The 13452-nt window shown below is 74.5% G+C and carries 11 protein-coding genes and 1 pseudogene; 1 reads left to right on the top strand and 11 read right to left on the bottom strand.

What is annotated here, in order from left to right; genetic code table 11:
• Positions 1 to 64: 64 nt before the first annotated feature.
• The 5 genes from ACMCNN_RS10170 to rpe all read right to left on the bottom strand — a co-directional run bounded on the left by ACMCNN_RS10170 (position 65) and on the right by rpe (position 5052).
• Positions 65 to 1318, bottom strand: coding sequence for a bifunctional 3,4-dihydroxy-2-butanone-4-phosphate synthase/GTP cyclohydrolase II (locus ACMCNN_RS10170; RefSeq protein WP_412745929.1), 1254 nt, complete (start codon positions 1316 to 1318; stop codon positions 65 to 67).
• Positions 1281 to 1883: a riboflavin synthase gene (locus ACMCNN_RS10165; protein ID WP_412745928.1), complete on the bottom strand. Its 603-nt coding sequence runs from the start codon at positions 1881 to 1883 to the stop codon at positions 1281 to 1283. The genes ACMCNN_RS10170 and ACMCNN_RS10165 overlap by 38 nt, the downstream gene beginning before the upstream one ends.
• Complete coding sequence (ribD, locus tag ACMCNN_RS10160) at positions 1883 to 2938, bottom strand: bifunctional diaminohydroxyphosphoribosylaminopyrimidine deaminase/5-amino-6-(5-phosphoribosylamino)uracil reductase RibD (protein ID WP_412745927.1); 1056 nt, start codon at positions 2936 to 2938, stop codon at positions 1883 to 1885. The genes ACMCNN_RS10165 and ribD overlap by 1 nt, the downstream gene beginning before the upstream one ends.
• Before the next feature lie 391 nt (positions 2939 to 3329).
• On the bottom strand, positions 3330 to 4352 hold the full coding sequence (locus ACMCNN_RS10155; RefSeq protein WP_412745926.1) for a response regulator: 1023 nt from the start codon (positions 4350 to 4352) through the stop codon (positions 3330 to 3332).
• A 22-nt stretch (positions 4353 to 4374) separates the two neighbouring features.
• Complete coding sequence (gene rpe / locus ACMCNN_RS10150; protein ID WP_412745925.1) at positions 4375 to 5052, bottom strand: ribulose-phosphate 3-epimerase; 678 nt, start codon at positions 5050 to 5052, stop codon at positions 4375 to 4377.
• 103 nt (positions 5053 to 5155) lie between these two features.
• On the opposite strand from rpe, the gene ACMCNN_RS10145 reads away from it, so the two are divergent.
• Positions 5156 to 6031 (top strand): septum formation family protein, encoded by an 876-nt coding sequence (locus tag ACMCNN_RS10145; protein ID WP_412745924.1) that lies wholly within the window; start codon positions 5156 to 5158, stop codon positions 6029 to 6031.
• An 18-nt stretch (positions 6032 to 6049) separates the two neighbouring features.
• On the opposite strand, the gene ACMCNN_RS10140 is transcribed toward ACMCNN_RS10145, so the two are convergent.
• From ACMCNN_RS10140 to ACMCNN_RS10115, 6 genes and pseudogenes are all read right to left on the bottom strand, one after another.
• Positions 6050 to 7534 carry an RsmB/NOP family class I SAM-dependent RNA methyltransferase gene (locus ACMCNN_RS10140; RefSeq protein ID WP_412745923.1) on the bottom strand — a complete coding sequence of 495 codons (1485 nt, stop codon included), beginning with the start codon at positions 7532 to 7534 and terminating at the stop codon, positions 6050 to 6052.
• Complete coding sequence (fmt, locus tag ACMCNN_RS10135; protein WP_412747124.1) at positions 7531 to 8457, bottom strand: methionyl-tRNA formyltransferase; 927 nt, start codon at positions 8455 to 8457, stop codon at positions 7531 to 7533. The genes ACMCNN_RS10140 and fmt overlap by 4 nt, the downstream gene beginning before the upstream one ends.
• A gap of 2 nt (positions 8458 to 8459) precedes the next feature.
• The gene (def, locus tag ACMCNN_RS10130; RefSeq protein WP_412745922.1) at positions 8460 to 9023 is read right to left on the bottom strand and encodes a peptide deformylase; all 564 of its coding nucleotides are present in this window, start codon (positions 9021 to 9023) and stop codon (positions 8460 to 8462) included.
• A 34-nt stretch (positions 9024 to 9057) separates the two neighbouring features.
• Positions 9058 to 10275, bottom strand: a complete 1218-nt coding sequence (locus ACMCNN_RS10125) for a cytochrome P450 (RefSeq protein ID WP_412745921.1) — start codon at positions 10273 to 10275, stop codon at positions 9058 to 9060.
• Between the two features lie 127 nt (positions 10276 to 10402).
• Positions 10403 to 12493, bottom strand: coding sequence for a hypothetical protein (locus ACMCNN_RS10120; RefSeq protein WP_412747123.1), 2091 nt, complete (start codon positions 12491 to 12493; stop codon positions 10403 to 10405).
• Between the two features lie 575 nt (positions 12494 to 13068).
• Positions 13069 to 13375: pseudogene (locus tag ACMCNN_RS10115) on the bottom strand (primosomal protein N'); the annotation flags it as partial.
• Positions 13376 to 13452 lie beyond the last annotated feature (77 nt).

Genomic DNA, 13452 nt, shown 5'->3' with positions numbered 1-13452 from the left:
CCGATTGTCGTCCGCGGGCCACGGCCGGGACCGTGGATTCGCCCATTTGGGCCCGCGGCACAGCTCAGCCCGCGGCCGGACCCGCCTCACCGAGCTCGTCGAACAGGTGTCCCATCCGGTCCCGCTTGGTACGCAGGTAGCGCACGTTCTCCGGGTGCAGCCGCACCGGCAGGGCCTCGCGCCCGGTGATCGTCAGGCCGTACCCCTCCAGCCCGGCCCGCTTGGCCGGGTTGTTGGTGAGCAGCCGCATCGACCGCACCCCGAGGTCGTGCAAAATCTGCGCGCCCGTCCCGTAGTCGCGGGCGTCGGCGGGCAGGCCGAGGCGCAGATTCGCGTCGACGGTGTCGAAGCCGGCGTCCTGCAACTGGTACGCCTGCAGCTTGTGCAGCAGCCCGATGCCGCGTCCCTCGTGCCCGCGCATGTACAGCACCACGCCGCGGCCCACCTCGGCGACCCGGCGCAGCGCCGCGTCGAGCTGCGGGCCGCAGTCGCAGCGCACTGAGCCGAAGACGTCCCCGGTCAGGCACTCGGAGTGCACGCGGACCAGCACGTCCGCGCCGTCACCGAGGTCGCCGTAGACGAGCGCGACGTGCTCGGCGCCGTCGGTCGCGGCGCGGTACCCGAACGCGGTGAACACGCCGTGCTCGGTGGGCAGCCGGGTCTCGGCGACCCGCTCGATCTGCTGCTCGTTGCGCCGCCGGTACTCGATGAGCTGCTCGATGCTGATCAGCGCGAGGTCGTGCTCGGCTGCGAACCGCTCCAGGTCGGGCAGGCGCATCATGGTGCCGTCGTCGTTGACCAGCTCGCACAGCACCCCGGCCGGGCGCAGACCGGCCAGCACGGTGAGGTCGATGGTGGCCTCGGTGTGGCCGGGGCGGCGCAGCACCCCGCCCGGCTTGGCGCGCAGCGGCACGACGTGTCCCGGACGGGCCAGGTCACCGGCCTCTGTGGTGGCCGAGCTGAGCAGCCGGATGGTGTGCGCCCGGTCGGCCGCCGAGATGCCGGTGCTGACTCCCTCGCGGGCGTCGACCGTGACCGCGTACGCGGTGCCGCGCCGGTCCTGGTTGGTGTGGAACATCGGCGGCAGGTCGAGCCGGTCCGCCTCCTCCTCCGTGAGGACCGCGCAGATGTAGCCGGAGGTGTAGCGGACCATGAACGCCAGCAGCTCGGGCGTGGCGTGCTCCGCCGCGAAGATGAGGTCGCCCTCGTTCTCCCGGTTCTCGTCGTCGACCACGATCACGGGGCGGCCGGCGGCGATGTCCTTGACGGCGCGTTCGATGTCAGCCAGCACGGTGGCCTCCCAGCATCTTCTCGACATACTTCGCGATGACGTCGACCTCGAGGTTCACCGGGTCGCCGACGCCCTTCTGGCCCAGCACGGTGAGCTTCAGCGTGGTCGGGATCAGGCTGACGCTGAACGTGTCGTCGGTGACCTCGGTGACGGTCAGCGACACCCCGTCGACCGTGATGGAGCCCTTCTCGACCACGTACCGGGCCAGGTCGGCGGGGAGCGAGAAGCGCAGCACCTCCCACGCCTCGCCGGGCTCGCGGGACAGCAGCCGGGCCACCCCGTCGACGTGGCCCTGCACCAGGTGGCCGCCGAGCCGGGAGCCCAGGGTCGCGGCCCGTTCCAGGTTCACCGGGCTGCCCACGCGCAGCTCGGCCAGCGACGAGCGGTGCAGCGTCTCGGCCATCACGTCGGCCGTGAACGCGCCGTCGCCCCATTCCGTGACCGTGAGACAGACGCCGTTGACCGCGATGGAGTCGCCGTGCCGCGCGTCGCCGGTCACGAGCGGTCCGCGTACGGTGAGCACTGCCGAGTCGCCGTCGGCGCCGACCAGCGCCACGACTTCCCCCAGTTCCTCGACGATGCCGGTGAACATCAGGCCTCCTTCTGGCGCAGCGTTGCGGTGAAGCGCAGGTCGGTGCCGACCTGCACGACCTCGATGAGTTCCAGGTCGATCGCCTCGGCGATCGTGGCGACGCCCGCGTCGACCAGCGCGGTCAGTCCGGCGCCGAGCAGCTTCGGCGCGACGTAGCCGATCACCCGGTCGACCAGCCCGGCGGCGAGGAACGCGCCCGCCAGCGTCGGGCCGCCCTCCAGCAGCACACCCCGCACGCCCCGCGCGTACAGCGTGGTGAGCAGGGCGGACAGGTCGGCGCGGCCGTCGGGGCCGGTGCCCAGCTCGGCTGCCGTGGCGATCCAGGTGGGTGCGGACGCGTCGCGGACCCGGGCGGTGGCCGGGGTGCGGCCCGCCGAGTCGACGACGACCCGCAGCGGCTGGGTGATCGCCAGGCTGCCGTCGCGCAGGTCGCGCACGGTCAGCTGCGGGTCGTCCGCCAGCACCGTGCCCACCCCGACGACGATCGCGTCGACCGTGCTGCGCAGGGTGTGCACGTCCGTGCGGGCGGGCGCGGAGGTGATCCACTGGCTGGTGCCGTCCGCGGCCGCCGAGCGTCCGTCCAGGGTGGCGGCGAACTTCCACGTCACGTACGGGCGGCCGCGGCGCACCGCGGTCAGCCACGCGACGTTGCCCTCCTCGGCCTCCGGCCGGCGGAACCCGGTCACCACCTCGACCCCGGCGGCACGCAGGGCGGCGGCTCCCCCGGCGGCGGCCGGGTTGGGGTCGTCCACGGCGATGACCACGCGCCGGATGCCCGCCGCGACCAGCGCATTCACGCACGGCCCCGTACGCCCGGTGTGGTTGCAGGGTTCGAGAGTGACCACCGCGGTGCCGCCGCGGGCGCGCTCGCCCGCCTGGGCCAGCGCCACGATCTCGGCGTGCGGGCCGCCCGCGTACGCGTGGAAACCCTCGCCGACGACCTCGCCGTCCGCGCTGAGCAGCAGGCAGCCCACGACCGGGTTGGGGCTGGTCGTGCCGAGGCCGCGGGCGGCGAGCGCGATCGCGCGGCCCATGGCCTCGTCCTCGGTCACCATCTGCGCGTCCCTTTCCGCACGGCGTGGTCACGCGCTGAAAAGGGGGATAGAACGCCGGGAACCGGACACGACGGGACGGCTGGACACCGCCCCGGCCGGGGTACGCCGCAGCGCACCCTCGTCCTGCTCCGCGCGCTGTCTCCCATCCGGACTGTCTGACCGGCCGGCAACGTGTGCCTGTCGATCAACCGTCGGCCCCGGATTCTCACCAGGTCCACCGGGCGTCGTGTGATCGACGACCGGGTCGCGGGCTTACCTCAGGCGCAAGTCGAAGACCTGGGCCTGAAGATCACCGCCGGTTCGGAATTTCACCGAGTCCCGCCAGCGCGTGGTGGGTCATCCATGAGTCTTGCACGCCGAGCGCACAATGCAACCAGGCTAGCGACCCAGGTCACAGTCCCCGTTCGTCCTCGTCGTCCGATTCGGCGCGGCGCCGGTCGATCGCCACGTACGAGCCGGGCTGGCTCTTGGCGACCTTCTTCATCTCCGAGGCGACCGCCACCACCATCCGCGGATCGGGGTAGCGGCGGCCCTCGGCGGTGGTCTGCGCGACCCCGATGGACAACGTGATCAGGGCGGCGCGCTGCTTGTTGCCGCGCCGGTCCGGCACCTCGATGTAGCCGCGGCGGGCGTCCTCCGGGTCGTACAGCCGGTCGGCGGCCGCCTCGAAGTCGGTGACGGCGCGCTTGGTCAGCGGCAGCACCTGGTCGGGGGTGCAGATGAAGACGAAGTCGTCGCCGCCGATGTGCCCCAGGAAGATCGACGGCGGGTCGGACGAGGCGACGGCCCGGTGCAGGCTGCGGGCCAGCGCCGTGATGAACTCGTCGCCGCGGTCGAAGCCGTACACGTCGTTGACGCTCTTGAACCGGTCGATGTCGATGTAGCCGACCGCGTAGTCCTTGCCGGAGCGGATCCGGTCGGCGATCTCGCGGCGCACCCGGGCGTTGCCGGGCAGCCCGGTCAGCGGCGAGACCTCCCGGAACTCCTTGTTGCGCCGCAGGGTGGACGAGACCCGCGCGATCAGCTCGGCCGTGTCGAACGGCTTGACCAGGTAGTCGTCCACCCCCGCGGTGAGCCCGACGACCTTGTCCACGGTCATGCCGCGGGCGGTCAGCATGATCACCGGCAGGGCGGAGGTGAGCGGTTCGGCGCGCAGCCGCCGGGTCAGCTCCACCCCGTCCATGTTCGGCATCATCCAGTCGACCACGGCCAGATCGGGGCGGCGGCTCTCGACGACCTCCAGCGCCTCCCGGCCGTCGCGGGCCCGCACCACCTCGAAGCCGTGCAGCTGCAGGTTGAACGCCACGAACCCGGCGATGTCATCGTCGTCGTCGACCACCAGGATGAGATCCGGGCGTTCGTCGGGATCCAGGCCGGGCTCGTCCGCCGCGTGCCGGACCGGTGGGGTGCTCACCGGGCACCCGCCGCAGGGCCGGTCACGGGGTCACCATCGCGTTCTGCGCGAGTGCCCGCAGCTTGCGGACCGCCTCGGCCGGGTCGTCGGCGGCGTACACGGCAGTGCCCGCCACGAACGCGTCCGCGCCCGCCTCGGCGGCCTGCTCGATCGTGTCGGCGGCGATCCCGCCGTCCACCTCCAGCCGGATCTCCAGCCCCATCGCGCTGATCCGGCGGCGCACCGCGCGGACCTTGTCCAGCAGCTCCGGCATGAACTTCTGGCCGCCGAACCCGGCCTTGATCGTCATCACCAGCAGGGTGTCCACATAGGGCAGAAGCTCCAGGTACGGCTCGATAGGCGTGTCCCTGTCGATCGCGAGACCGGCCTTGCTGCCCGCCGCCCGGAGCGTCTTGGCCAGCGCCACCGGATCCTCGCACGCCTCCGCGTGGAACGTCACGTTGTACGCGCCCGCCTCCGCGTACCCGGGGGCCCAGCGCTCCGGGTCGGTGATCATCAGGTGCACGTCGAAAGGGATGCTCGTCGCCTTGCGCAGGCACTGCACCACCGGCAGGCCGATCGACAGATTCGGTACGAAATGGTTGTCCATGACGTCGACGTGCACCCAGTCGGCGGCGCCCTCGATCGCTTGCACCTCCTCGGCGAGGCGGGCGAAATCGGCGGCGAGGATGCTGGGCGCGATGATCGGCGAAGGCTCCACGGCTGAAGTGTATGACCCGAGCGCGGACCGGGGACTGCCGTCATTGGCGGCCGCCCGCGATACTCGAAAACGCATCCGTGATCGTCGACCTGGGGAGGGATCGGTGCGACGGTGGTTCGCGGTGACCGTGGCGGCGACGGCCGCCCTGCTCGCCGTGGCCGGCTGCACCGCCGGCTCCGGCTCCGACGGCGACCTCACGGGCGGCTGGGCGATGATCGGCCCGGCCGTTCCGTTCCGCCCGGCGTCCGGGGTGTGCCACGAGAACCTGCCACCGGACGGGTCGATGGAGACGTACCGGCCGGTGCCGTGCACGGAGCTGCACCTGACGGAGACGTTCGGGGTCCGCGAGGCGACGGACGCGCCCGTGCCGCCCGCGCCGGGGTCGGCGCAGAGCCGGGAGGCGTACGAGCGGTGCGCGCAGCGGGCCGACGCGTACCTGGGCGGGCCGTGGCGCGAGGCAAGGATCGGGATCCGGGTGTTCTGGCCGTCCCGGGCCGGGTGGCGCGGCGGGGCCCGGTGGTACCGGTGCGACGTCACGGAAGCGGACCCCGACGGGCTGGCCGACCGCAGCCGCACCGGCAGCCTGGCCGGGGCGCTGCGCAGCGCGTCGCCGCTGCGGCTGGGCTGCTTCGAGCCGCAGGTCACCGGCGACACCGTACGGGCCATGGCGCCGGTGGCGTGCACCAAGCCGCACCGGGCGGAGTTCGTCGGCCTGTGGCGCGCCCCGGACGTCTCGTACGCGGCGCTGAACGACGACCGCACCGACAGCGCCCGCGGCTGCCGCAGCGCCATCGCCCGGTACGCCGGGGTGCCCGACGACGACCGGGTGCAGTACCGCAGTGGCTGGATCTCGTACCAGCCGAGCCGCACGGAGTGGCAGCTCGGGGAGCGCCGGGTGCGCTGCTTCCTGTGGTTCCGCGACCGCAGGCTGACCCGGTCGATGCGGGACGCGGGCCCGGCGGCGCTGCCGGTGCACTGAGCCGCCCGGTCCCCTTGCTCAGGCCGTGCGGCGCAGCACCGCCAGGAACATCGCGTCCGTGCCGTGGCGGTGCGGCCACAGCTGCACCGTCGGGCCGTCGCCCAGGCCCGGCATGCCGGGCGGCAGCAGCGGGCGGGCGTCCACGAAGTCGACGTCGACGCCGGAGCGGCGCGCCCCCTCGGTGACGGTCACCTGGGTCTCCACCATGTGCGGCGAACACGTCACGTATGCCACCACCCCGCCGGGCCGGACCGCCCGCAGCGCCGCCACGAGCAGCTCACGTTGCAGGCGGGTCAGCGGCGGCAGATCGGCGGGCTGGCGCCGCCAGCGCGCCTCGGGGCGGCGGCGCAGCGAACCCAGGCCGGTGCAGGGCGCGTCCACCAGCACCCGGTCGAAGCCCTCCTCGGGCAGGTCCGGGTCGCGCCCGACGGTACGGCCGTCGGTGGGCAGCACGGTCACCGGCAGACCCGTCGTGGCCTGATCCACCAGGCGCGCCCGGTGCTCGGCCACCTCGACCGCGGTGACCTCGGCGCCGCGCAGCGCCGCGATCGAGCCGATCAGCCCGGTCTTGCCGCCGGGGCCCGCACACAGGTCCAGCCAGCGGGTGTCCGAGCCCTCCACGGGCGCGGCCAGCAGCGCCGCGGCGACCAGCTGGGAACCCTCGTCCTGCACGTGCGCGCGGCCCTGCCGGATCGCCGCCAGATCCCCCGGCGCACCTCCGTTCAGATACACCGCGTACGGGGAGAACGCGGCGGGCACGCCGTCGGCCTCGTCCGCGAGGTCCACCGGGTCCATCCGGCCCGGCCGGGCGCACAGGTGCACCACGGGCGGCTGGTTGTCCTCGATGAGCAGCCGGGCGGTGTCGTCGAGGTCGCCGCCCAGGGCCTCCGCGAACGACCGCACCACCCACTGCGGGTGGTGGTGCACCACCGAGAGATGCGCGATCGGGTCGTCGTCGTAGGACGGGGCGACCTGCTCCAGCCAAGTGTCCAGGTCCTTGCCCGCGATCTCGCGCAGCACCGCGTTGGCGAACCCGCTCGCGCCGGGCGCCACCGAACGGACCAGGTCGACCGTCTGGTTGACCGCGGCGTGCGGGGGCACCCGCGTGTGCAGCAGCTGGTACGCGCCCAGCCGCAGGGCGTCGCGGGCGGGCGGGTCGATGCGGGACACGTCCCGCCCGGCGGCCGCCGCGATGATCAGATCCAGGGTGCCGACGGCGCGCAGGGTGCCGTACGTCAGCTCGGTGGCGAACGCCGCGTCCCGGCCGTGCAGCCCCATGTCGCGCAGGATCTCGGCGAGCACCAGGTTCGCGTACGCGTCATCGCGGTGCACCGCCGCGACCGCCTCGTACGCTGCCTGGCGGGCCGGGTCGGACGGGGGCCGCCCGCCGCGCGGGGCGCGCCCGGTGCGGGCGTCGCGGTCCTGTCCCCGGCCGTGGCCGGGACCGCCGGACCGGCGGGGACGGCCGGAGCCGTGCGGGCGGTCGGCGCGATGATCCGTCACGCGAAGCTCTCCCCCGCCGTGAGACGCAGCCCGCGCGCCCAGTCCACCGCCGCCATGGCCCGCTTGCCCGCCGCCCGGACCTCACCCAGGGCGACCGGGGTGGTGGCGGTGCCCGCCAGCACCTGGGTGCGCTCGACGCGCAGCTCGCCGGGCGCCAGCGCGGGCGCGTTGGCGACCGGGTGGACGGGGCCGAGCTTGAGCCGGTCGCCCCGCAGGGTCGTCCAGGCGCCGGGCGCCGGGGTGCAGGCGCGGATGCGACGATCCACCGCGAACGCCGGGTCGTCCCAGCGCACCCGGGCATCCTCCGCGGTCAGCTTGGGGGCCAGCGAGATGCCGTCCGCCGGTTGCGGGTGGGCCCGGGCGGTGCCCGCGTCCATCGCGTCCAGCACGGCCACGAGCAGCTCGGCGCCCGACACGGCGAGGCGTTCCAGCAGGTCACCGGAGGTGTCGGCGGGACGGATCTCGTCGGTGAGGGTGCCGTACACGGGGCCGGTGTCCAGGCCCTCCTCCAGCTCGAAGACGCTGGCACCGGTCACCTCGTCGCCGTGCAGGACGGCGTGCTGCACGGGCGCAGCGCCGCGCCACGCGGGCAGCAGCGAGAAGTGCAGGTTCACCCAGCCCCGCTTGGGGATCTCCAGGGCGGCCGGGGGCACCAGGGCGCCGTACGCGACCACGGGCACGCAGTCGGGGGCGAGCGTCCGCAGCCGGTCCAGGAACTCCGGCTCGCGGGGACGCTGCGGGGTGAGCACCTCGATGCCGCGTTCGTCGGCCCACGCCCCGGCGGGCGAGCGGACCAGCTTGCGTCCGCGCCCGGCGGGGGCGTCCGGGCGGGTGACGACCGCCAGCAGCTCGTGGCCGGACGCTGCGATGGCGTCCAGCGAGGGCACGGCGACGGCCGGGGTACCGGCGAAGATCAGGCGCATGGTCACCGCCCCAGACCCAGGCCGAACAGGCCGCGCCCGTGCGGACTCTGCTTGACCGTCGGCGGGGCGCCCGCGTCGTACCACTCGGCGGCGCGGATCTGCTTCATGGCCTCCTTGCGGCCGGCCGGGTCGAGGCGGTCGATGAACAGCACCCCGTCGAGGTGGTCCGTCTCGTGCTGCACGCAGCGGGCCATCAGACCGGTGCCGACCAGCTGGATCGGGTCGCCGTGCTCGGTGAAGCCGCGGGCCACTACGTTCTGGCGGCGCTTGGTGTCCAGATAGACGCCGGGGATCGACAGGCAGCCCTCCGGGCCGTCCTGCTCCTCGTCGTCCGGGAAGTCCAGCACCGGGTTGATGATGTGACCCACCACGTCGTCCACGTCGAACGCGAACACCCTCAGGCCGACGCCGAGCTGCGGGGCGGCCAGTCCGGCCCCGCCCTCGTCGCGCATGGTCTCGATCAGGTCGGCGACGAGCTTGCGCAGCTCGGCGTCGAAATCCACGACGGGCTCGGCGGGGGTGCGTAGCACCGGGTCCCCGAACAGACGGATGGGCTGGACGGTCACGCGGTGAGACTCCCTACGGGTACGGACGATCGCCCTAGTCTACGGAGTCCAGCCGTACGGGCAGCGTCGCCCAGCCACGCAGGTTCGACCGGTCACGGCGCACGGGCCGGGAGGCCAGTGCCAGACGGGGAAAGCGGCGCAGCACCGCGGGCAGCGCCACCTGCGCCTCCAGCCGGGCCAGCGGCGCGCCGAGGCAGTAGTGGGCACCGGCGCCGAACGACAGCGGGGCGTTTCCCGGGCGGTCCGGGTCGAACCGGTCCGGATCGGCGAACCGCCGCGGGTCCCGGTTCGCGGCGCCCAGCAGCAGGATCAGCTCGGAGCCCGCGGGCACCGGCACCGCGCCGAACTCCGTGTCCCTCCCCGCGAACCGCTCCGTGAGCTGCACCGGCGAGTCGATCCGGAGCACCTCCTCCACGTACGCGGGCGCCAGCTCCGGGTCGGCGGCCAGCCGCCGCGCGTGCTCCGGGTGTTCCAGCAGCAGCATCAGCCCGTTGCCGAGCAGGTTCGTGGTGGTCTCGAAGCCCGCCACCAGCAACAGCGCCAGGTTGCCCATCAGCTCGGCTCCGGTGAGCCGGTCACCGCCCGCGTCGTGGGCGGCGGCCAGCACGGTGACCAGGTCGTCCGCGGGCTCACTGCGGCGCAACGCCAGCAGGCCGTTGAAGTACGCCTCCAGCTCGTACGCGGCCTGGTGCGCCACCCGGGCCTGCTGCTCGGTGAAACGCACCTCCAGCACCGCGGTCAGGGCCTCGGCGAGGCGGCGGAACATGCCGCGGTCGGTGGCGGGCACCCCGAGCAGGGCGGTGATCACGCCGATCGGCAGCGGGTACGCCAGGTGGGTGATGACGTCGACCTCGCCGCCGACCGTGTTCGCGGCCAGGTCGTCGAGCGCCTCGTCGACCTGTGCCGCGACGACGTCGCGCAGGGCGTTGACCCGGCGGGCCGTGAAGACGCCGGCGGCGAGGCGGCGCATCCGGGTGTGGTTCGGCGGGTTCTGCCGCAGCATCGAGTCCGCGAACAGCGCCACCGCGCGGTTGGCCCGCCAATCCGACCACTGCCGGTCGAGCAGCGCCGCGTCGTACGCCACCATGTCCGGGTCCCGCAGGATCCGGTCGGCCTCCGCGTAGCCGGTGACGAAGAACGCGCCACCGGCCGGCAGCACCGGCCCTCGGGCGCGCAGGGCGGCGTAGGCGGCGTACGGCTCGGCGGCGGCGCCCGGCGACAGCAGGGTCCCGATCGCGGTGGCAGCGTCCATCGGGCCATTGTGACGGATCTTTCCCACCGTACTGATCTTGCGCGGGCCCGGCTCGGCAGTGCCCGAGCGCGGTGCTGGGGTTGGCGTTGTGTGCGGGGTTGCGCCTGTCGGAGTTGCTGCCGGCCTGTCAGAACAGGTCGGCGGGGTCGATCTGGATGCGCACCGGCAGGGACGCCTTGCGGGCGCCGCGGACCGCGGCCGCTTCGTGCAGCGCCCGGGCCAGTTCGGGCAGGGCGCTGCGGGCCACCCGCACCAGCATCCGCTCCTGGTCGTCGGCGGCGTCCGGCGTCTCCGGGTCGCCCGCGGCGCGTCTGCGGGCAGGCGCGTCCGGCATCTCCGCGTCGCCCACGGCGCGCCTCCGGGCGGGCGCGTCCGGTCCGGCTCGGCCGGGTGCTGCGCGGGGACCTCGGCCGGGGCCCACCGGGACCGGACCGAGCAGTTCCGCACCGCCGGGCAGCCGGGCCGCGTCAAGCAGCTCTGCCACCGCCTCCGGGCGGCCGGTCACGCTGGCCATCCGGGCCGCCGGGGGGAAGCCGAGCTCGCGGCGTTCGGCCAGCTCCCGCGCGGCGAACCAGCCCGGATCCCACCGCAGCAGCGCCTGCACCGGCGCCAGCGACCCGTCGGCCACCACGATCACCCGGCCTCCGGCGCGGCCGGGGCGGGCCAGCGCGGCGGCGCCCAGCCAGCGGCGCATCGTCTCCTCGGCGGCACGCAGGTCCGAGCGGGTCAGCAGGGCCCAGGTGTCGAGCAGCAGCACCGCGCCGTAGCCGCCCTCGGCGCGCGGCTCGGCGCCCGGGGTGGCCACCACCAGGGCAGGATCCCCCGGTACGACGTCCAGCACCTCGTCGCGGCCCGAGGTACGCACCGGCACCCCGGGGAACGCGCGGCCCAGCTCCTCCGCGGTACGCCGGGCCCCGGTGACCGAGGCGCGCAGGCGGCGGCCGCCGCAGGTGGGGCAGGCGTACGCGGCGGCGGCCCGGCCACACCAGTGGCAGGTGGGCACCGCCCGCGCCCCGGCCAGCCCCAGCGGCCCCGCGCAGTGCGGGCAGCGCGCGGGGGTGCGGCAGTCCGCGCAGGCGATCGCGGGCAGGTAGCCCCGCCGGGGCACCTGCACCAGCACGGGCGTCCCGGCCTGCAGCGCCTGCCGGGCCGCCTGCCAGGCGAGGCTGGGCAGCCGGGCCGTGGCGGCGCCGGGGTCACGGGCGAGCTGGGGGTCGTCCCCGGTCGGCGAGATCGCGGGGCTGCGCGCGCGCAACGTCTCCCGATCGGCGGTGATCTCCTTGGCCCACCCGGTCTCCAGCAGCAGCTGCCCCTCCCCGGTACGGGCATAGCCGCCCACCAGCGCCCCACACCCGGCCAGCTGGGCGCGGGTGAGCAGCACCTCCCGAGCGTGCGGGTACGGCGCGCGGGGCTCGGCGTGCACCTCGTCGCCGTCGTCCCAGATGACCACGAGGCCGAGCGCGGCGACCGGGGCGAACATGGCCGCCCGGGTGCCCGCCACGACCGGGACCCGGTGCCGGCTCGCGGTCAGGAACCGGCGGTAGCGTTCCGCGGGACCGAGGGCCGCGTTGAGCGCGACGTGCCGTCCGGGCCCCAGCGAAGCGGTGAGGGCTTGATCGAGCCGGTCCAGATCACGGGCGTCGGGCACCACCACGACCACTCCCCGCCCCGCACGCACCGTGGCGGCGGCGGCCTCCGCGATCCGGGCCGCCCAGTCCTCACCGGGCAACGCCGCCCACACCGCCCGTGCAGCCCTCCCGCCTTCAAGCGCACGCAGAAACGCACCCCCGGCCGGATACGCCCCCCAGCCACGACCACCGCCCGCCTGCTCACCGGCCAGCGACGCCGCACCGCCTCCCCCCACCCCGCCCCGAACCGGCGCCTCATCCCCGCCCCGAACCGCCGCCTCTTCGCGGCCCCGAACCGACCCCTCATCCCGGCCTCGAACCGGCGCCTCATCCCGGCCTCGAACCGGCGCCTCATCCCCGCCTCGAACCGGCGCCTCATCGCCGCCCCGAACCGGCGCCTCATCCCCGCCCCGAACCGGCGCCTCATCCCCGCCCCGAACCGGCGCCTCATCCCCGCCCTGAATCGACCCCTCATCGGGCACCACCCCGCGGATCTTGGTCAGTTCCCGCCCCTCTGGCGGCAGAAACTGACCAAGATCGGCACTTGTCTCCTCGGGTCCGCGGTCGCGCCCCGCGGGCGACGGGTGGATCTTGGAGGCTGGTGGCCCCTCCGAGGGCCCGCCGCCTCCAAGATCCGAAGCGCGGCCGCCACCGTCCTTCGCCCCGTCAACGCCTCCCCGGGGTTCCGGGACGGGCCCCACCGCTACGGAACCAGCCAACCGCGATCGACCCGCCTCCGAGCCAGGCGACCCGAGGCCACCCGACTCGGAAACGTGCACCTCCGAACCAGGCGCCGCCAAGTCAGTCAGCCCCGAACCGGGCAGCCCAGAACGGTGCGACTCGGACCCGAGCGACTCGGACCCGTGCGACTCCGAACCGAGCGACTCCGAACCGAGCGACTCCGAACCCAGCGACCCAGAACCCAGCGACCCAGAACCCAGCGACCCAGAACCCAGCGACCCAGAACCCAGCGACCCAGAACCCAGCGACCCAGAACCCAGCGACCCAGAACCCAGCGACCCAGAACCCAGCGACCCAGAACCCAGCGACCCAGAACCGAGTGACTCCGAAGGGGACGACTCTGGTCCGGGTGACTCCGGTCCCGGCGACTCGGCATGGGAACCGGACTGCGGCGACGCCGACGCGGGCGAGGGAGAGCTGGCTTGGGACTCGACGCGGGCATGGCGGGGCGGGACGGCCAGGCGCAGGACGTCGCCGAGGTTGCCCGCGTAACGGTCGGCGACCGCACGGGCCAGCCGGGCCACCTCCGGATCGAGGACCCGCTCGGGCGAGACGACCCGGTCCAGGTACGCGAGCTTGGTGTGCTCCGAGGAGTCGACGCGTTCGAGCAGGAAGCCGCCGACGAGCCGCCCCGCGAACCGGACCCGCACCCGGACGCCGGGCTGGGCGGCCTCGTCGTCGGCGGCCGCGACGAGGTAGTCGAACGGGCGGTCGAGGTGGGCCAGCGGCAGGTCGACGCAGACACGCGCGACCGGGAGCCGTGCTGCAGGCTCCCGGTCGCGTGTCGTGCCGCTGGGTGTCACTCGGC

This window comes from Krasilnikovia sp. MM14-A1004 (genome assembly GCF_047159485.1).
GTDB lineage: Bacteria > Actinomycetota > Actinomycetes > Mycobacteriales > Micromonosporaceae > Actinoplanes.
Note: the sequence above shows the minus strand (reverse complement) of the source record. Positions and strands in the feature narration are given on the sequence as shown.